A 17,929-nucleotide genomic window follows, 5' to 3' on the forward strand; every position below is an offset into this window, starting at 1 on the left:
GCGCGGGTAAGAGACCAAGCAGTGAACGAGCGCTGCCCGGAAACGAATCGGAGCAGCATCGAACCGTCGGTGAAGCGCCATCGAACCATCAGCGAATCAGCCTCGAACCATCGACGAAGCAGCAAACGAGCAACGAGCAGGAAGGGGTCCCTCATGACCATCGACCCCGCCGTGCCGGTGCTCCGGGTCGGCGAAGAACGATGACCGGGACGCACGGCACCGACGGAACTCTCCGTCACATCGCCGTCGTCGGCGCCTCCCGGGCCGGGATACGAGCCGCGGAGGCCCTGCGCCTGCGGGGTTACGACGGGCGGCTCACGCTGGTCGACGCGGGCAGCGGCTTCCCGCCCGGGACCGGTGAGCCCGGCCCGGACGACCCCGCCCCCGGCCGCACCTCCACCCCCGGCCCCGATGTCGAGCCGCTGCCGAACAGCACGGCCGTCGGGCTGGACCTCACCGACGCCACCCGCCGCAGGGTGCGGCTGTCGGGGCGCCGGATCCTGGACGTCGACGGGCTGGTCATCGCCACCGGCGCCGCCGCCCGCCGACCCCACGCGCTGCGCGGCGGCCACCCGGCCGTCTACGCGCTCCGTACCTTCGAGGAACGTCTGACCGCCGACGACGGCCCCGCCCTGGACGCCGCGCTCGGACGGAATCCGCGCGTGGCCGTCATCGGCGCCGGTTTCACCGGCTGCGAGATCGCGGCCGACTGCCGGGCCCGTGGTCTGGACGTCACCCTCGTCGAGGCGCGGACCGCCCCGATGGAACGCCTGCTCGGCACCGCCATGGGCCGTGAGCTGGCCGCTCTGCACCGCGACCACGGCACGGTCCTGGCCACCGGTTCCCCGGCCGTCTCGCTCCGCCCCGACGGGGTCCTGCTGGCCGACGGCACGCTCGTACCGGCCGATGTGGTGGTCCTCGCGGCGGGCCGGGTGCCGCGTACGGAGTGGCTGCTGGGCAGTGGCCTGGACGTCACCGACGGCGTTCTCCTGGACGCCACCTGCGCGGCCGAACGCACCTCGCGCGTCGTCGCGGCCGGGAGCGTGGCCCGCTGGTGCAACCCGATGTTCGGCGAGGTGATGCGGGCCGAGCACCGGAGCGACAAGGACCGGCAGGCGGTGGCCGCCGCCGACACGCTGCTGGCGGACGGCGAGGACGCGATGCCCTTCGAGTCGCTGCCGTACGTCCGCTCGGAGCAGTACGGCGCCGAGATCCAGTTCGCGGGGCTCGCGATCGGCGGCCCGCACATCGTCGCGGGGACGCTCGTGGAGCGCAGGTTCGTCGCCCTCTACACGGACGGGCAGCACATCACGGGGGTGCTGTGTGTGAACGCGCCCTCCCAACTCGACCGCTACTGGCGGATGGTGGCGGCACGCGTCCCGAAGGACCAGGTGCTCGCGCCGCCCACCACGCTCAAGTCAGTTCTCCCGCAGGTCGCTTGACAACTGACGTGCCGTCAGCTCAGTGGTTCCCGACGACGTACCGGGCCGTATGACGACGACGTGCGGCGTCACGTGACGGGAACGGTGCTCACGCCGCCGCTCGGTCACCGACCGGGCGGCGGCGCAGTGCCGCGTCCGCCAGTACGGGCGGACGCCAGGCGCCGTCCGGGTGGTAGACGTCGGTCCCCGGGGCCACGATCTCGTCGATGCGGTCAAGTGCCGCGTCGTCCAAGGTGAGTTCGGCGCCCTTGAGCAGCCCGTCCAACTGCTCACTCGTGCGCGGCCCGATGATGACCGACGTCACTGCCGGGTGCGCGGCGGCGAAGGCCACGGCCAACTCGGGCAGCGTGCAGCCGAGGTCGTCCGCCAGCTCCACCAACTGCTCGACCACGTCGAGCTTCGCCACGTTCACCGGCAGCGCCGGGTCGAAGCGGGCCGGCATGAGCGCGGCCCGGCCGCTGCTCAGGTCGACCGAACTCCCCTTGCGGTACTTGCCGGTGAGGAAACCGGACGCCAGTGGACTCCAGGTCAGGACACCCATCCCGTAACGCTCGCAGACCGGCAGCACCGACCTCTCGACACCGCGCGCCAGGATCGAGTACGGCGGCTGCTCGGTCCGGAACCGCTGGAGCGCCCGCCGTTCGGCGACCACGTGCGACTCCACTATCTCCTCGGCGGGGAACGTCGAACAGCCGAACGCGCGGATCTTGCCCTGCCGGACCAGATCGGTCAGCGCGGACAGCGTCTCCTCGATGTCCGTGGTGTGGTCGGGCCGGTGGATCTGGTAGAGGTCGATCCACTCCGTGTCCAGCCGCCTGAGGCTCTCCTCCACCTCCCTGACGATCCAGCGCCGCGAGTTGCCGCCCCGGTTGCGGCCCTCGCCCATCGGGAAGTGGACCTTGGTCGCGAGGACGACGTCGTCGCGGCGGCCCTTCAGGGCCTTGCCCACGATCGTCTCGGACTCACCGGCGGAGTACATGTCCGCCGTGTCGACGAAGTTGATCCCCCGGTCGAGCGCGGCGTGGATGACGCGCACGCAGTCGTCGTGGTCCTTGTTGCCGATGAACCCGAACATCATCGTGCCGAGACAGTGGGCGCTCACCTCGATACCGGTGCGGCCGAGTGTGCGGTAACGCATGTCGTGCTCCCTTGCTGGTCAGGCGACTTCTGGGGCATATGCCGGGCACTCTAGGAGTTGGAGTGCGGTCCAAGGCAAGGGGCGGTGCCGGCCCGTGCGAGCCGGGCATGCGGGGCGGGCGGGCTCGTACGGGCCGGATCGGGGACCCGGCGGCCGGAACCGGGGCTCCGCCCACCCGGCACCCCGGCCGGAACCGGGGCTCCGCCCACCCGGCACCCCGGCCGGAACCGGGGCTCCGCCCACCCGGCACCCCGGCCGGAACCGGGGCTCCGCCCACCCGGCACCCCGGCCGGAACCGGGGCTCCGCCCACCCCGGGTCGATACTTTGGTCACGCCCGTCGATCCCTTCGGCCGATGCCCGGCCCCGCCCCCGCTTCCTAGCCTCGGAGCATGAAGTCAATCCTCGGTTTTCTGGGTTTCGTGCTGATCGCGGCGGGCGTGAGCGGGCTGCTCAGCGAGTGGGTGGACCGGCTGCCGACGCTCTTCGGCTTCTCCCGTTTCCTCATACCGGACGGGCACGAGGTGGCGGGCTACACGGTCATGACGGTGCTCGGCCTCGTGGTGGCCTGGGCGGCCGACGCCGTACGCGAGCACGCGTCGTCGGCCGGCTGACCATGCGCGCCGGGGCTCCCGGCGGGCGCGCAAGCCGTGCTGAGCGCCCGCGCGCACGCCCTGCGCACAACGGGCGGGGCGGCGCGGGGGACGTACGGGCGCGGGCGCTGCGCGACGAGCCGAACCGGCTGGGGCCGGTGGTACGCGACGAGAACAAGCGCCGGCACTGGCGGCTGCCCGACGGCCGCTCCCGATGACCGGGACCGGTCCGGCCACCCGTTCCGGGCGAACCCTCCCGATGACCGGGACCGGGCCCGCCACCCACCTCGCCACCCACCCTGCCGTCCTCTCCCGGTGACCCGGCCGGGCCCCGTACTCCCCGGTCCCCGGAGCACCGGCCCGGACTCTCCGGGTGACACCCGGCCGCGCCCCGCCGCCCCGCGACGCCTCGCGGTGGTTGGCTGGCGGAAGTGCCGGCCGTGACCGTTCACGGGGGGACGGTCACGGTCGGGCGCGCCCCGCGGACCCCGCGCACGGTCATGCGCCGACCCGCGCCGACCGGTGCGGACCCCTGCGGGGGAGAGCCGGGGACCTGCGGGGAACCCGCGAGGACCCGTCAAGGACCCGAGAGGGTCCGAGAGAGGCAGGCAGCGCCATGACCACCGACTCCACCGGCCGTATCACCACCCCCTTCGACGCCGAGTCCACCGCCGCCCAGGTCGTCGCCGGGGTGGACCTCACCGGCCGCCGCGCCGTCGTGACCGGTGCCTCCTCCGGCATCGGCGTCGAGACCGCCCGCGCCCTCGCCGGTGCGGGCGCCGAGGTCACCCTGGCCGTACGGGACCCCGACGCGGGCGAGCGGACCGCGCGGGACATCGGCGCCACCACCGGCAACCGGAACCTGCCCGTGGTGCCGCTCGACCTCGCCGACCTGGCGTCCGTGGCCCGGTTCACCGCCGGGTGGCGGGGGCCGCTGGACCTGCTGATCAACAACGCCGGGGTGATGTACACGCCGGAGCTGCGGACTCCGGACGGCCGGGAGCTCCAGTTCGCCACCAACCACCTCGGCCACTTCGCGCTCACCACCGGCCTGCACCCGGCGCTCGCCGCCGCCGACCGGGCCCGGATCGTCTCGCTCAGCTCGGTCGGGCATCTGGACCAGGGGATCGACTTCGACGACATCGACTTCCGCCGCCGGCCGTTCGACACCCGCCTCGCGTACGGGCAGTCGAAGACGGCCCAGGTGCTCTTCGCCGTCGAGGCGACCCGGCGCTGGGCCGCCGACGGCATCACCGCCAACGCCGTCCACCCCGGCGCGGTCCTGTCCAACCTGACCCGGCACATGAGCCAGGACGACCTGGACAAGGCCGTCGCCTCGGGCTACACGTTCAAGTCCCCGGAACAGGGCGCCGCCACCTCCGTCCTCGTGGCGACCTGGCCGGGGCTCGACGGCGTCGGCGGCCGGTACTTCGAGGACTGCGAAGAGGCACTCCCGCAGCGGGACGGCGACCGCCGGGGCGTGGCCGCGCACGCCCTGGACCCGGTGGCGGCCGAGCGCCTGTGGCAGGTCTCCCTCGACCTGCTGACCCCGGCCGGACCCGCCCAGACGTACTGACTCGTGGGCTCGGACGGGCGCGCGGGCGCGTGTTCTCAGAGGTCGATCCGCGACGGCCCGCCGCCGCCGACCGGTGGCGGCGCGCGCGTCATCAGGCACTCCTCCAGGACGGGGACGTAAATGGCGGCGCGGGTGGCGCCGGGGTGGTCCGGCGGCCGGATGCCCCGGCGGAAGGCACAGCGATGACCACGGAAACGCACGGAGGTCGTGGCGGCGGAGACCACCCGGCCGGTGATATCGCCATCTCGTCCGTGGCGACCGGTCGCCCGCCCGTGAGAACCCCGACCGCACCCCCGTCGCCGGAGGCGAACTCACAGACGAACGAAGCCAGTCGCAGCCCTCGCCGTTCGTTCAGGCCCCCGCCTCCTCCAGCAGCCGTACGGTCTCCGGATACGGCCCCGCCCGCGCCCATTCGAGCGGCGAGCGTCCGTCGCCGCCGTCCTCGCGCAGCCCCGGATCGGCGCCGTGCGCGAGCAGTTCGCGTACGGCGCCGTCATGGCCCCAGCACGCCGCCCCGCACAGCGGTGTCCCCTCGTCGCCCTGCCCGCTCTCGGTGTCGGGCAGCGCGCCCGCCGCCAGGAGCAGGCGTACGGCGGCGGCGTCGCCGTGCACCGCCGCCGCGTACAGGGGCGTCGAGCCCTCGGAGTCGTACGTCTGCGCGGGCGCGCCCGCCCGCAGCAGTGCGCCGACCTCCGCCGTGTGTCCGAGCCGCGCCGCCCACACCAGACGCCGTGCCAGCTTCTTGCGCCGTCTTCTGTTCATGACTCTCCTTCTCGTCCCTGTCCCTCGCCCCGACCGCCCCGACCGCCCCGACCGACTCGATCGACTCAACTCACGTGCAGCATCAGGCCGATGCCGACGACCATCAGCCCGGCCGCCGCGAGGCGCGGTGTGCCGAAGCGCTCCTTGAAGAAGACCGCCCCTATCGCCGCGCCCACGATGATCGAGGACTCCCGCAGCGCGGCGATCGGCGCGAGCGGGGCGCGTGTCTGTGCCCACAGCACGAGGGCGTACGCCCCCACGGACAGCGCCGCACCGAGCAGGCCGAGCCGGGCGTGCGGGCGCAGCCGTTCGAGGAGGCCGTCGCGGCGCGCGTACAGCGCGTAGAGCGGGATCAGCGAACCTTGCAGGAGCATCAGCCAGGCGATGTAGCCGAGCGGCGTGCCCGACTCGCGGACGCCCACGCCGTCCACGACGGTGTACGCGGCGATCGACACCCCTGTCGCGAGGGCGGCCACCAGCGCGGGCCACCGGGGTTTCGCCGCCGCGCTCCGCATCCCCCACAGGGCGACACCGACCAGCCCGGCCGACGCGACCGCCACGCCGGCCGCCTGCCAGCGGTCCAGCGACTCGCCCACGAAGACCGCCGCCAGGACCGTCACCAGCAGGGGCGCCGTACCGCGGGCGATCGGATACATCTGGCCGAAGTCGCCGAGGCTGAACGACCGCATCAGCAGCGCCTGGTAGCCGAGGTGCAGCACCGCCGAGGCGACCAGATACGGCCACGCGCCGGCGTCCGGGAACGGCGCGAAGCACGCGGCGACCGCGCCGATGAGCGCCCCGCCGCCCGCGATGAGGGTGAAGGCGACCAGCTGGTCGCGGATTCCGTGCGCGATCGCGTTCCACGAGGCGTGTGTGACGGCCGCCAGCAGCACGGCCGCCGCGACCAGCGGCGTCACGCCGGGCGCTCGCGTACGTCCACCAGGCTGCCGCCCGCGTACGTGACCAGGCTCTCGGGGTCCATCGGGAACACCGTGTGCGGGGTCCCGGCCGCCGCCCACACCACCTCGTGGTCGAGCAGCCCCCGGTCGGCGAGCACCCGCGTACGGCTGCGGTGCCCGAAGGGCGGCACACCGCCGATCGCGTACCCGGTGGTCTCCCGTACGAGATCGGCCCGCGCCCGCGTGACCGCCCCGGCGCCCAACTCCTCGCGTACGCGCTCCACATCCACCCGCGAGCCCCCGTCCACCAGCACCAGGACGGGGACACCGTCGGCCTCGAAGACCAGCGACTTGACGATCTCGCCCAGCCCGCAGCCGACCGCGGCGGCGGCCTCGGCGGCCGTCCGCGTCCCGTCCGGAAACCCCCGAACCGCCCCGAGGACGTCATCGAGCCCCAGCCCACGCAGGGCTTCGGCGAAGCGGGGATGGGCGGGGGTGCGGGATGTGGGGGGCGTACCACCGGGGTTGCTCATGCCGGGCACGCTAGCGGGAGCCGAACGACACGGGCGAGCCGGTTTCGCCGGGGACGGGGCGCGCCTGGTCGTACCCGTCGGCGGGTGACCGGTTCCCGCCGTCACCCGGGTATTAGGTTGGCGGCATGACACTGGGACTGGTGCAGGTGAACGTCAAGGCCCGGGACGACTCGGCGGTGGCCCGGTTCTGGGGGGAGGCGCTCGGCTGGGGTGTTTCCGGTGACGGTGACGGGGACGGGGTGTCGAGGGTCGGACCGGCGGACTTCGTCTGGCCGGACCCCGTCGGCATCCGTCTCGATGTCGTCCAGGTCCCCGACCCCGAATCCGTGAAGTACCGCATGCACCTCGACCTCGCCAGCAACTCCCTCGCTCATCAGGCGGAGTTGGTCGCGCGGCTGAGGGATCTCGGTGCGACGCCCGCCGATGTGGGCCAGGGCGATGTTCCGTGGACGGTGCTGGCCGACCCCGAGGGCAATGTCTTCTGCGTGCTGGAGCCCCGGGACATGTACCGGGACACCGGGCCGATCGCCGCCGTCGTGGTCGACTGCGCGGATCCGCGCGCCATGGCCCGGTTCTGGGGCGACGCCCTGGGCTGGACCCCGCACGAGGAGAGCGACGATCTCACGCGGCTGCGGTCCCCGAAGGGCACCGGCCCGTATCTGGAGTTCTTCCACACGCCCGGCGGGGCGACCGAGCGGCACCGGGTCCATCTCGACGTGGCGCCGTACCGCCGTGAGGACCAGGCGGCGGAGGTGGCACGGCTGCGGAGCCTCGGCGCCACCGATGTCGACCTCGGCCAGGGCGATGTCCCGTGGGTCGTCCTCGCGGACCCGGAGGGCAACGCGTTCTGCGTGCTCGCTCCGCGCTGACGCGGAGCGAGCGGAGCGTGGATGCCGATCGCGGATGCGGATCGCGGATGCGGATCGCGGACCGATCCTGACCGCGTTGCCTGTCACGGTGGCGGCATGAACGCCAACGGACTCGACGGACTTGACGGACTCGACGGACCGGACGTCTCCCACCGACCCGACTGGAACCTGACGCTGCGCGAACAGTGGGAGTTCCACTGGAACCATCAGCTCCGGGCCCGGCTGGAGGGACTCACCGACGACGAGTACTTCTGGTCCCCGGTGCCGGACGCCTGGACCGTCCGGCCGCGCGACCGCGCGGACGCCCGCATGCGATTCGGCGGCGGGGACTTCACCATGGACTACGAGTTCCCCGGCCCGGAACCGGCGGCCTTCACGACGATCGCCTGGCGCCTCGGCCACGTGATCGTCGGCGTGCTCGCCGCCCGCAACGCGGCGCACTTCGGCGCGCCCCCGGCGTCGTACACGACCTGGGAGTACGCCGGGAGCGCGGCCGGCGCGCTCGGCCAGCTCCAGGCGCAGCTCGACCTCTGGCTGGCGGGGGTGGCCGGTCTCGGCGACGACGGGCTCCGGGTTCCGGTCGGGGAGAAGGAGCCCTATCCGGAGCTGACCATGGCCGATCTGGTGCTGCACATCCACCGCGAGCTGATCCACCACCTGTCGGAGGTCTGCCTGCTGCGCGACCTCCACGCGCACACGCGCCCATGAACCGCGCCCACGCGCCCACGCCCCTCATGAACCGGCCGTCATTGAAACCGGCCCACCACGAACGGAGCCTCGCCATGAGCCGCCACATCCAGATCACCTTCGACGCCCACGACCCCGCGGCGCTCTCGTCCTTCTGGCGCGACGCGCTCGGTTACGTCCACCCCGGCCCGCCCGGCGTCGACGTGCCCGAGGGCGCCGACCCGCTGGCCGCCTGGGACGACTTCCTGGCGGGCATCGGCGTACCGGCGGACCAGCGCAACACCCGCTCGGCCGTCGAGGACCCGGACGGGCACGGCCCCCGGCTTTTCTTCCAGCAGGTGCCGGAGGACAAGGTCGCCAAGAACCGGGTCCATCTCGACGTCCGCGCCGCACCCGGACTGGAGGGGGAGGAGCGGATGGCGGCGCTGGAGACCGAGTGCGCGCGCCTGGTGACGCTGGGCGCGACCCGCCTGCGACGCGACGAGCCCGCACCCCCGATGAGCAGCGGCTTCATCGTGATGGCAGATCCCGAGGGCAACGAATTCTGCCTGGACTGAGCGAGTCCGCCGGGTCCGCCGGAACTTCTCCGCCCGGCCGTGGGGCCGCCGGGTCCGCCGGAACTTCTCCGCCTGGCCGTGGGGCCGCCGGGTCCGCCGGAACTTCTCCGCCTGGCCGTGGGGCCGCCGGGGCCGCCGGAACTTCTCCGCCTGGCCGTGGGGCCGCCGGGTCCGCCGGAACTTCTCCGCCTGGCCGTGGGGCCGCCGGAGCCTTTCACGCGGCCGGATCCCACGGAGCCCCGTTCAGCCCGGCGTAGCCTTCTTCACCCCGCCGCGAGTACGGCGGCGACCACCGGGCCCGCCGCGTCCCCGCCGTGGCCGCCGGACTCGACGCTCGCGGCGGCGGCCAGGTCGTCCTGGAAGCCGGTGAACCAGCTGTTCGACGTGGCCTGCCCGTCCACCTCCGCCGAACCCGTCTTCGCGCCCTTGTCCCCGCCCAGTCCGGCCATCGCCGCCCGGCCGGTGCCCCACGCGGCGGTCTGGCGCATCATCTCGCGCAGGGCCTGGCCCACCGACTGGGGCAACTGCCGCTGTGCGTAAGCCAGTTGGCGGTTGTCGAGTTGGCGCGGGACGATGATCGGCTGGCGGAAGCGGCCGTCCTTGGCGGTGGCGGTGACGGACGCGATGTTCAGGACGTTCATCTGGACCGTGCCCTGGCCTATGTACTGGGCGGCGGCCCCGCCTCCGTCCGCCTCCGGCACGCTGCCGTCGGCGGAGGGGATGCCGGTCTGCCAGTTCAGCCCGAGCCCGAAGACCTCGCGCGCCTCGGCGGGCAGCGCGTGGTCGTCCCCCGTGTCGTCTATCAGCTTGATGAAGGCCGTGTTGCAGGAGCGGGCGAAGCTCTGCGTGAAGGTGCCGTCCTGGATCTCGAAGTTCTTCAGGTTGTGGAACGACGTGCCCTGGTAGAGCACCGTCTTCGGGCACTCCGCCGGCCGGTCCGCGCCGACCAGCCCCTTCTCCAGCAGCATCGCGGCGGTCACGATCTTCATCGTGGAGCCCGGTGCCTGCTTGCCGAGCATCGCCGCGTTGAAGCCGTCCTCACGGTTGTTGGCGACGGCGATGATCTCGCCGGTGCTCGGCTTCACCGCGGCCACGGACGCCTGCGGGTATTTCTTCACGGCCGTCTCCGCCGCCGCCTGCACCCTCGCGTCGAGCGTCGTCCGCAGCTCGCCGCTCCGGCCCTTGGCGAGCGTCACCAGGGTCGTACGGGGCAGCTTCTCGTCGTCGTCCTCGATCCAGGTCTCGACGCCGGGCTTGCCGCCCGCCTTCTCGCCGTACTTGTCGCGCAGTTGGTCGAGCACCGGCGCGAGTGACGGGTACTTCTCGGCGGTCAGCTCCCGCCCGTCGCGGTCGAGCGCCTTGATCGGCGGTGTCGCCGCCTCGCCCGTGACCAGGCGCGAGGTCTTCGTCAGCTTGGGGTGGACGACGGTGGGCAGCCAGTCGACCAGCGGCTTCCCGGTGGTCAGCCCGCGTACGACGGTCAGTTCGGAGGCGTACGCGAGGGGCTTGCTCACGCCCTCGTACGTCACCGTCGCCTTCACGGTGAACGGCACCGTCGCGCCCGTCGCCTTCCCGGGGGTGATCACGGCGCCCGTGATGTGCGCCTCCTCGGCGTACGAGGCGACGGCGGCCTTCGCGGCGTCCGGGTTGTTGGTGTACGCGGCGGCGCGCTCGGGGTCCTTCCCGTCGGCCCACGCGGCGAGGAACTCCGCCGCCGTGTCGGCGATCTCGTCCGCGCCGGGCGGCCCGGTCCGGATCTCCGCCGACGCCGACCGGGCTTCCGTACCGTCGTCGCCGTCGCCGCCCCCGCCGAGAACCTGGTACGCCCCGTAGCCGACCCCACCGGCCACCATGATGAACACACCGCCCACGATGGCGACTTTGGCCCCACTGCGCATGAGCGCGTCCCCCTCCCCAGGAGTGCCCCGGACACGTGTCTCAACGTGTTCACGGGGCAACTAATCGCACTCTACGGGACGGGTGGGGGCAAAGGGCCGCCCGTTATCGGACCGCGACGAATCGGCCGGAACGGTACGCCACACCCCGGCCGGCCGGCCCCAGCACCCCTCGCCGACCGCCTCCCAGCACCCGCGCCGAGCGCCGTCGACCGCCTCAACACCCGCGCCGGTGAACCCGGTTCACACCCAGGTGTCCAGCCACATCCGGTCCTGCCACTCCCCGAGCGGGATCGTCTGGCCCGTGTAGAGGGGGAAGAAGTAGATGAAGTTCCACACGATGAGCAGGACCAGCACGCCCGCCCCCACGGCGCCGACCGTCCGGCGTCTCTCGTCGGAGCCCGGTGGGCCCAGCATCGCGCCGATCATCATCGACACCGCCAGACAGAGGAACGGGACGAAGACCACCGCGTAGAAGAGGAAGATCGTGCGTTCCTGGTAGAAGAACCACGGCACCCAGCCCGCCGCGATCCCGCAGGCGATGGCGCCCGCCCGCCAGTCGCGGCGGAAGAACCAGCGCCACAGCACGTACAGGATCGCGAAGCACGCCGCCCACCAGAGCAGCGGCGTACCCATCGCCAGCACCTCCTGGGCGCACTTGTCGCCCGGGTCGGCGGCGCAGCCCTCCGTGCCGCCCCTCGGGTCCTCGTAGAAGTACGAGACCGGGCGGCCCAGGACGATCCAGCTCCAGGGGTTGGACTGGTAGGTGTGGCCCGACGTCAGATTGACGTGGAAGTCGTAGACCGTGACCTCGTAGTGCCACAGGCTGCGCAGCCAGTCCGGCAACCAGAACCACCAGCCGCCGTCCCGCGTCGCGGCCCAGTCCCGGAAGTAGCCCTTGCCGGTGACGATCCAGCCCGTCCAGCTGGCGACGTACGTGACGAGCGCGACCGGGACCGTCGAGACGAAGGCCGGCAGCAGATCCCGCCGGAGCACCGAGAGGTACGGGCGCGCCGCCCCGGCGGTGCGCCGGGCGCCGATGTCCCAGGCGATCGTGAGCAGCCCGAACGCGGCCAGGATGTAGAGGCCGTTCCACTTCGTCGCGAAGGCCAGCCCCAGCATCACCCCGGCGGCGATCCGCCACGGGCGCCACCCGAGCCGCAGCCGGTCGCCGACGGCGGCACTCGGCCGCAGCAGCCCGTCCGCGTCCACGGGCAGCGCGTCGGCGAACCGCCGCCGCGCCCAGTCCCGGTCCAGCAGCAGACAGCCGAACGCGGCCAGTACGAAGAACATCAGGACCAGGTCGAGCAGGGCCGTGCGGCTCATCACGAAGTGCAGCCCGTCGACGGCGAGCAGCCCGCCCGCCAGACACCCCAGGAAGGTCGAGCGGAACAGCCGGCGGCCGATGCGGCAGAGCATGAAGACGGAGAGCGTGCCGAGGACCGCCACCATGAAGCGCCAGCCGAACGGGTCGAAGCCGAACATCAGCTCGCCGAGCCCGATGACCCACTTGCCGACCGGCGGATGCACCACATAGCCGGGGTCGGCCGGCACCGGGATCTTCGACGGGTCGGCCAGGATCAGCTTGTCGATGTCCTTGGGCCAGCTCGCCTCGTACCCCCGGTTGACCAGCGCCCAGGAGTCCTTCGCGTAGTACGTCTCGTCGAATATCACCGCCTTGGGGCTGCCCAGATGCCAGAACCGCAGCAGCCCGGCGACCAGCGCCACCAGCGCGGGCCCGAGCCAAGCGGACCAGCGCACCACCCGGTCGGCGAGCAGCGGCGGGACACCGAGCACGATCCAGAGGCGTTCGGAGGGTTCCGTGTACGGGGGGACCAGCCGCTCGCGCAGCCCGATCACGGGTCTCGGCGCATAGCCGAACCGCCGCAGCCGCTGGGGCCATGACGGCGGCCTTTCCTCGGCGTCCCGACCCTGGAGGGCTTCTGGCGCAGTACTGGTCACCGCGCCATCGTAGGGAACGCCGCTGTGGGACGGGGGCACGCGCCCGCGGACACGGCGCGGGGCCGGGGGCCGTGACGTTCCGGAAGAGGGGCCGGGCGGGGGCGGACGTGGGTCGGGCGGGCGCCGGGGCGGCGGTCGGAGGTGGGTCGGGCGGAGGTTCGGCGGGCGCCGGGGCGGGCCCGGCGAAGAGGGGTCGGGCGGGGTCGGGCGGAGGTCGGGCGGGCGCCGGGGCGGCGGTCGGGCGGGCGCCGGGGCGGCGGTCGGAGGTGGGTCGGGCGGAGGTTCGGCGGGCGCCGGGGCGCGCCCGCCGAAGAGGGGTTGTGCGGGCGCCGGGGCGGGCCCGGCGCGGCCCCTGCGAGGATGGCGTACGTGACTACTGAGCCCTCCCGCGGAACGCCCCCCGCAACCCCGGCCGGCGTTCTCGTCCTCGCCGGGACCCCCATCGGCGACACCTCCGACGCCCCGCCGCGCCTCGCCGCCGAACTGGCCGGGGCCGATGTCGTCGCCGCCGAGGACACCCGGCGGCTGCGCAGGCTCACCCAGGCGCTCGGTGTGACGACGACCGGCCGTGTCGTCTCGTACTTCGAGGGCAACGAGAGCGCCCGTACGCCCGAACTGGTCGAGGCGCTGGCCGGCGGCGCCCGTGTGCTTCTCGTCACGGACGCGGGGATGCCGTCCGTCTCCGACCCCGGCTACCGGCTGGTGGCGGCGGCCGTCGAGCGCGGCATCAAGGTGACCGCGGTGCCGGGCCCGTCCGCCGTACTGACCGCGCTGGCGCTGTCCGGGCTGCCGGTGGACCGGTTCTGCTTCGAGGGGTTCCCGCCGCGCAAGGCGGGCGAGCGGCTGGCCAAGCTCCGTGAGGTCGCCGACGAACGCCGCACCCTCGTCTACTTCGAGGCGCCGCACCGGCTCGACGACACCCTCGCGGCGATGGCCGAGGTCTTCGGCGCCGACCGGCGGGCCGCCGTCTGCCGGGAGCTGACCAAGACGTACGAGGAGGTGAAGCGCGGCGGCCTCGCCGACTTGGCCGTCTGGGCGGCCGACGGCGTACGCGGGGAGATCACCGTCGTCGTGGAGGGCGCCCCCGAACGCGCCCCCGTCACGGACCCCGTGGAGCTGGTGCGCATGGTGCGGGTGAGGGAGGAGGCGGGGGAGCGGCGGAAGGAGGCGATCGCCGCCGTCGCCCTGGAAGCGGGGCTGCCCAAACGTGTGGTGTTCGATGCGGTCGTGGCGGCAAAGAACTCCGCCGGGTCAAGCCCCCGTGACAGTAAAGGACTTTCCTGAAACGCAAAGCGCGGGGCCCTTTCCGGGGCCTTGAGGAATGAGCTGACCAAAAGCCCGCCATTAATCGACAGCGCTGCTGCGCTCCCGCCCGAATGGGCGTCCACTGGACGAAGTGGAAAGGAGCTCGGCATGAGTGAGATCACGGGCAACGCCGTCGCCCACGAGGCATATGCGTTCTGCTGCATGCGATGCGGGCACGGCTGGGAGCAGGCGTACGACATAGAGCACCACACGGACGGTTCCGGCGGTCAATTCGTCGTCTACAAGGCGGACGGGATACGGGTGCCCTCCCCGCTGTCCAGCCCCACCTGCGCCAACTGCGGGAACCACGTGGTGCGCATCATGCGCTCCGGGCAGGTCTCCTCGGTGCACGCCCTGATGAGCCGGCAGAGCACCCCCGTCCCCAAGGTGCCCAAGGCGGCAAAGGCCCCGAAGGCCCCGAAGGCACCGAAGAACAGGGCGCCGAAGGTGTCCCCGGCGTCCCCGGTCTCCCCGGCGAAGGCGGGCAACGCCGCCACGCCCGCCGGGCCCGCCAAGCCGGGGCACCACTGGCACCTCTCGGACCTCCTGCACCCCTTCCACCGCCGGTAGCCCGTACCCGGTCGGCAGCGGCAGCGGCAGCCGCAGCCCGCAGCCGTTGCCGTCCGGGTCGGCGGCCCGAACCCGGTCCGCCCGTGGGGCTCCGGGGCGCGGTCCTCGTACGATCGTGCCCATGAGCCCCAAGAGCGCCAACAGCACGAAGAGCGCGCGGAGTACGCAGAGTACGAAGCGCGCCACCCGCGCCGACGAAGCGCCTCCGGCACCCGAACCGCTCCGGGTGCCGGTCGCCGACTCGCACACCCACCTGGACATGCAGGACGGCACCGTCGAGGAGGCCCTCGCCAAGGCGGCCTCCGTGGGAGTGCCGACCGTCGTCCAGGTGGGCTGTGACCTGAAGGGGTCCCGGTGGGCCGCCGACACCGCCGCCGCGTACGCCTCCGTGCACGCGGCCGTCGCGCTGCATCCCAACGAGGCGCCGCGCATCGTGCACGGCGACCCCGACGGCTGGTCGCGCCAGGGCGTCCGCGAGGCGGGCGGCGACGCCGCGCTGGACGAGGCGCTCGCCGAGATCGACCGGCTGGCGGCGCTGCCGCAGGTGAAGGCCGTCGGCGAGACCGGGCTCGACTTCTTCCGTACGGGACCCGGCGGCAAGGCCGCGCAGGAACGCTCCTTCCGGGCGCACATCGAGATCGCCAAACGGCACGGAAAAGCACTCGTGATCCACGACCGTGAGGCGCACGCCGATGTTCTGCGCGTTCTCGCGGAAGAAGGCGCTCCGGAGCGGACGGTATTCCACTGTTATTCGGGCGACGCGGAAATGGCCGAAATCTGCGCGTCGGCGGGCTACTACATGTCCTTCGCGGGAAATATGACCTTCAAGAACGCGCGTGTGCTGCGTGAGGCGCTGGCCGTCGCCCCGCTGGAACTCGTTCTGGTCGAGACGGACGCACCTTTTCTGACGCCCGTTCCGTACCGGGGACGGCCCAATGCGCCCTATTTGATTCCGCTCACCGTGCGGGCGATGGCGGAGGTCCGGGGGATCGACGAGGACGCGATGGCGACGGCGATTTCGGCCAACACGGCACGCGCTTTCGGCTACGGGGACGGCCGGTCCTGACAGGGACGGCGGGCCGCGCGGGTCCGGGCGGCGGACCGAGCGCGGAACGGGTGGCGGACCGAGCGGCACGGACGGTCGGCGACACGGGGCGCGGGCGCCGGAGGGCACGGGGCCGGGTGGGGCGCGACGCGGGGCCGGGCGGCGGCCGTAGGCTGCTCGTGTGAGCACCACAGAGCCCCCCGAAGCCCCCACGGACGCGCCGGACGCCGCCCCCGACGACGCGCCGGGCGTGTCCCCCGCCTCCGACGCGCTGCTCGGACCGGCGGACGTACGCGAACTGGCCTCGGCCCTCGGCGTACGCCCCACCAAGCAGCGCGGCCAGAACTTCGTCATCGACGCCAACACCGTCCGCCGCATCGTGCGCACCGCCGGTGTCCGCCCGGACGACGTGGTCGTGGAGGTGGGCCCCGGGCTCGGCTCGCTGACGCTCGCGCTGCTGGAGGCGGCCGAGCACGTCACGGCCGTCGAGATCGACGACGTCCTCGCCGCCGCCCTGCCGCGCACCGTCGAGGCCCGGCTGCCCGGCCGCGCCGCCCACTTCTCGCTGGTGCACGCGGACGCGCTGCGGGTGCGCGAACTGCCGGGCCCGACCCCTACGGCCCTGGTGGCGAACCTCCCGTACAACGTCGCCGTGCCCGTCCTGCTCCACATGCTGGAGCACTTCCCGGCCATCGAACGCACCCTGATCATGGTCCAGGCGGAGGTCGCGGACCGGCTCGCGGCGGCGCCCGGCAACAAGGTGTACGGCGTACCGTCGGTCAAGGCCAACTGGTACGCGGAGGTCAAGCGGGCCGGGGCCATCGGCCGGAACGTGTTCTGGCCCGCCCCGAACGTCGACTCCGGCCTCGTCTCGCTCGTCCGCCGCCCCGGGCCGCCGGCCACCACGGCCTCGCGCACCGAGGTCTTCGCGGTCGTGGACGCGGCGTTCGCGCAGCGCCGCAAGACCCTGCGGGCGGCGCTCGCGGGCTGGGCCGGATCGGCCCCGGCGGCCGAGGCGGCGCTGGTCGCGGCCGGAATCTCGCCGCAGGCGCGGGGCGAGTCGCTGACGGTGGAGGAATTCGCGCGGATCGCGGAATCTAAGGGAGCGGGCGCGTGAGCGACACCGACACGTCGGCCGAGCGGGCCGTGGTCCGGGACTCGGTGACCGTACGCGTACCGGCCAAGGTCAACGTCCAGCTCGCGGTGGGCGCCGCGCGCCCCGACGGCTTCCACGACCTCGCCAACGTCTTCCTGGCGGTCGGCCTCTACGACGAGGTCACGGTCACCCCGGCCGACGAACTGCGCGTGACCTGCGCCGGGCCCGACGCCCACCAGGTCCCGCTGGACGCCACCAACCTCGCGGCGCGCGCGGCGATCGCGCTGGCCGCCCGGCACGGCATCGAGCCGCGCGTCCACATCCACATCGACAAGGACATCCCCGTCGCGGGCGGCATGGCGGGTGGCAGCGCGGACGGCGCGGGCGCCCTGCTGGCGTGCGACGCGCTCTGGTCGCTCGGCTCGTCGGAGGCCGAACTGCTCGCCATCTGCGCCGAGTTGGGCAGCGACGTACCGTTCAGCCTGCTCGGCGGCGCGGCGCTCGGCGTCGGGCGCGGCGAGCGGCTGACACCGCTGGACGTCGGCGGCACGTTCCACTGGGTGTTCGCGGTCGCGGACGGGGGGCTGTCGACGCCCGCGGTGTACGGGGAGTTCGACCGCCTCACCGCGACGGCCGACGTCCCGCCCCCCGCCGCCGACCCCGCCCTGCTGACCGCGCTGCGCACGGGCGACGCGACGGCCCTGGCGGCCACCCTCGTCAACGACCTCCAGCCCGCGGCGCTCTCCCTGCGCCCGTCCCTCGCCGCGACACTCACCACGGGCATGTCGGCGGGCGCGCTGGCGGCCCTGGTCTCGGGCTCGGGCCCGACGACGGCGTTCCTGACGAAGGACGCGGAGTCGGCGGAGACGATCGCCGAGGCACTGGTGGCGTCGGGCAACTGCCGTACGGCACGCGCGACTTCGGCCCCGGCACCGGGGGCGCGGGTGGTGTCCTGACGGATCGGACCGTTCCGACGGGAGACGCAGGTTCGAGGGGAGTCGT

Annotated in this window: 18 protein-coding genes; 12 read left to right on the top strand and 6 right to left on the bottom strand. The window is 73.3% G+C overall.

Translation table 11 applies throughout. The features are described from left to right. Positions 1 to 200: 200 nt before the first annotated feature. Positions 201 to 1,442: an NAD(P)/FAD-dependent oxidoreductase gene (locus OG875_RS18530; protein WP_330175339.1), complete on the top strand. Its 1,242-nt coding sequence runs from the start codon at positions 201 to 203 to the stop codon at positions 1,440 to 1,442. Between the two features lie 88 nt (positions 1,443 to 1,530). Here the strand turns inward: OG875_RS18530 and OG875_RS18535 are convergent, their stop codons facing one another. Further along, positions 1,531 to 2,580: an aldo/keto reductase gene (locus OG875_RS18535; protein ID WP_330175340.1), complete on the bottom strand. Its 1,050-nt coding sequence runs from the start codon at positions 2,578 to 2,580 to the stop codon at positions 1,531 to 1,533. Between the two features lie 390 nt (positions 2,581 to 2,970). On the opposite strand from OG875_RS18535, the gene OG875_RS18540 reads away from it, so the two are divergent. From OG875_RS18540 to OG875_RS18545, 3 genes are all read left to right on the top strand, one after another. After that, positions 2,971 to 3,192: a hypothetical protein gene (locus OG875_RS18540; RefSeq protein WP_330175341.1), complete on the top strand. Its 222-nt coding sequence runs from the start codon at positions 2,971 to 2,973 to the stop codon at positions 3,190 to 3,192. A 2-nt stretch (positions 3,193 to 3,194) separates the two neighbouring features. Continuing rightward, the gene (locus OG875_RS31025; RefSeq protein ID WP_443079138.1) at positions 3,195 to 3,389 is read left to right on the top strand and encodes a CysS/YqeB C-terminal domain-containing protein; all 195 of its coding nucleotides are present in this window, start codon (positions 3,195 to 3,197) and stop codon (positions 3,387 to 3,389) included. Positions 3,390 to 3,787: 398 nt separating this feature from the next. Further along, positions 3,788 to 4,747, top strand: coding sequence for an SDR family NAD(P)-dependent oxidoreductase (locus tag OG875_RS18545; RefSeq protein WP_330175342.1), 960 nt, complete (start codon positions 3,788 to 3,790; stop codon positions 4,745 to 4,747). A gap of 351 nt (positions 4,748 to 5,098) precedes the next feature. Here the strand turns inward: OG875_RS18545 and OG875_RS18550 are convergent, their stop codons facing one another. The 3 genes from OG875_RS18550 to OG875_RS18560 all read right to left on the bottom strand — a co-directional run bounded on the left by OG875_RS18550 (position 5,099) and on the right by OG875_RS18560 (position 6,941). After that, positions 5,099 to 5,509 carry an ankyrin repeat domain-containing protein gene (locus OG875_RS18550; RefSeq protein ID WP_330175343.1) on the bottom strand — a complete coding sequence of 137 codons (411 nt, stop codon included), beginning with the start codon at positions 5,507 to 5,509 and terminating at the stop codon, positions 5,099 to 5,101. Between the two features lie 65 nt (positions 5,510 to 5,574). Next, the gene (locus OG875_RS18555) at positions 5,575 to 6,426 is read right to left on the bottom strand and encodes a DMT family transporter (protein WP_330175344.1); all 852 of its coding nucleotides are present in this window, start codon (positions 6,424 to 6,426) and stop codon (positions 5,575 to 5,577) included. Next, entirely contained in the window at positions 6,423 to 6,941 is a 519-nt protein-coding gene (locus OG875_RS18560) for a YbaK/EbsC family protein (RefSeq protein WP_330175345.1), read from the bottom strand. Before OG875_RS18560 ends, OG875_RS18555 begins: the two co-directional genes overlap by 4 nt. Positions 6,942 to 7,066: 125 nt before the next feature. Between OG875_RS18560 and OG875_RS18565 the strand changes: the two genes are divergently transcribed. The 3 genes from OG875_RS18565 (at position 7,067) to OG875_RS18575 (ending at position 9,054) form a co-directional block, all read left to right on the top strand. Further along, positions 7,067 to 7,810 carry a VOC family protein gene (locus tag OG875_RS18565; protein WP_330175346.1) on the top strand — a complete coding sequence of 248 codons (744 nt, stop codon included), beginning with the start codon at positions 7,067 to 7,069 and terminating at the stop codon, positions 7,808 to 7,810. Positions 7,811 to 7,906: 96 nt separating this feature from the next. After that, positions 7,907 to 8,518: a DinB family protein gene (locus OG875_RS18570; protein WP_330175347.1), complete on the top strand. Its 612-nt coding sequence runs from the start codon at positions 7,907 to 7,909 to the stop codon at positions 8,516 to 8,518. 74 nt (positions 8,519 to 8,592) lie between these two features. Next, complete coding sequence (locus OG875_RS18575) at positions 8,593 to 9,054, top strand: VOC family protein (protein ID WP_330175348.1); 462 nt, start codon at positions 8,593 to 8,595, stop codon at positions 9,052 to 9,054. 263 nt (positions 9,055 to 9,317) lie between these two features. Here OG875_RS18575 and OG875_RS18580 read toward each other — a convergent pair whose 3' ends face one another. Together OG875_RS18580 and OG875_RS18585 are read right to left on the bottom strand one after the other, a co-directional pair. Further along, positions 9,318 to 10,952, bottom strand: a complete 1,635-nt coding sequence (locus tag OG875_RS18580; RefSeq protein ID WP_330175349.1) for a penicillin-binding transpeptidase domain-containing protein — start codon at positions 10,950 to 10,952, stop codon at positions 9,318 to 9,320. Positions 10,953 to 11,192: 240 nt separating this feature from the next. Then, positions 11,193 to 12,911, bottom strand: a complete 1,719-nt coding sequence (locus OG875_RS18585) for a dolichyl-phosphate-mannose--protein mannosyltransferase (RefSeq protein ID WP_330175350.1) — start codon at positions 12,909 to 12,911, stop codon at positions 11,193 to 11,195. A gap of 369 nt (positions 12,912 to 13,280) precedes the next feature. On the opposite strand from OG875_RS18585, the gene rsmI reads away from it, so the two are divergent. The 5 genes from rsmI to OG875_RS18610 all read left to right on the top strand — a co-directional run bounded on the left by rsmI (position 13,281) and on the right by OG875_RS18610 (position 17,883). Then, positions 13,281 to 14,195, top strand: coding sequence for a 16S rRNA (cytidine(1402)-2'-O)-methyltransferase (gene rsmI, locus OG875_RS18590; protein WP_330175351.1), 915 nt, complete (start codon positions 13,281 to 13,283; stop codon positions 14,193 to 14,195). Between the two features lie 129 nt (positions 14,196 to 14,324). Further along, entirely contained in the window at positions 14,325 to 14,786 is a 462-nt protein-coding gene (locus OG875_RS18595; protein ID WP_330175352.1) for a hypothetical protein, read from the top strand. A gap of 121 nt (positions 14,787 to 14,907) precedes the next feature. Then, on the top strand, positions 14,908 to 15,852 hold the full coding sequence (locus OG875_RS18600; protein WP_330175353.1) for a TatD family hydrolase: 945 nt from the start codon (positions 14,908 to 14,910) through the stop codon (positions 15,850 to 15,852). A gap of 229 nt (positions 15,853 to 16,081) precedes the next feature. Continuing rightward, a complete protein-coding gene (rsmA, locus tag OG875_RS18605; RefSeq protein WP_330177796.1) occupies positions 16,082 to 16,948 on the top strand; it encodes a 16S rRNA (adenine(1518)-N(6)/adenine(1519)-N(6))-dimethyltransferase RsmA in 867 nt (288 codons plus the stop codon). Then, positions 16,945 to 17,883, top strand: a complete 939-nt coding sequence (locus OG875_RS18610) for a 4-(cytidine 5'-diphospho)-2-C-methyl-D-erythritol kinase (protein WP_330175354.1) — start codon at positions 16,945 to 16,947, stop codon at positions 17,881 to 17,883. The genes rsmA and OG875_RS18610 overlap by 4 nt, the downstream gene beginning before the upstream one ends. Positions 17,884 to 17,929 lie beyond the last annotated feature (46 nt).

Source organism: Streptomyces sp. NBC_01498 (genome assembly GCF_036327775.1).
In the GTDB taxonomy this organism is placed as follows: Bacteria; Actinomycetota; Actinomycetes; order Streptomycetales; family Streptomycetaceae; genus Streptomyces.

Bases quoted from the DNA above. Each gene is read 5' to 3' on its own strand.
- OG875_RS18530 (WP_330175339.1), top strand. From the start codon at position 201: ATGACCGGGACGCACGGCACCGACGGAACTCTCCGTCACATCGCCGTC.
- OG875_RS18535 (WP_330175340.1), bottom strand. From the start codon at position 2,580: ATGCGTTACCGCACACTCGGCCGCACCGGTATCGAGGTGAGCGCCCAC.
- OG875_RS18540 (WP_330175341.1), top strand. From the start codon at position 2,971: ATGAAGTCAATCCTCGGTTTTCTGGGTTTCGTGCTGATCGCGGCGGGC.
- OG875_RS31025 (WP_443079138.1), top strand. From the start codon at position 3,195: ATGCGCGCCGGGGCTCCCGGCGGGCGCGCAAGCCGTGCTGAGCGCCCG.
- OG875_RS18545 (WP_330175342.1), top strand. From the start codon at position 3,788: ATGACCACCGACTCCACCGGCCGTATCACCACCCCCTTCGACGCCGAG.
- OG875_RS18550 (WP_330175343.1), bottom strand. From the start codon at position 5,509: ATGAACAGAAGACGGCGCAAGAAGCTGGCACGGCGTCTGGTGTGGGCG.
- OG875_RS18560 (WP_330175345.1), bottom strand. From the start codon at position 6,941: ATGAGCAACCCCGGTGGTACGCCCCCCACATCCCGCACCCCCGCCCAT.
- OG875_RS18565 (WP_330175346.1), top strand. From the start codon at position 7,067: ATGACACTGGGACTGGTGCAGGTGAACGTCAAGGCCCGGGACGACTCG.
- OG875_RS18570 (WP_330175347.1), top strand. From the start codon at position 7,907: ATGAACGCCAACGGACTCGACGGACTTGACGGACTCGACGGACCGGAC.
- OG875_RS18575 (WP_330175348.1), top strand. From the start codon at position 8,593: ATGAGCCGCCACATCCAGATCACCTTCGACGCCCACGACCCCGCGGCG.
- OG875_RS18580 (WP_330175349.1), bottom strand. From the start codon at position 10,952: ATGCGCAGTGGGGCCAAAGTCGCCATCGTGGGCGGTGTGTTCATCATG.
- OG875_RS18595 (WP_330175352.1), top strand. From the start codon at position 14,325: ATGAGTGAGATCACGGGCAACGCCGTCGCCCACGAGGCATATGCGTTC.
- OG875_RS18600 (WP_330175353.1), top strand. From the start codon at position 14,908: ATGAGCCCCAAGAGCGCCAACAGCACGAAGAGCGCGCGGAGTACGCAG.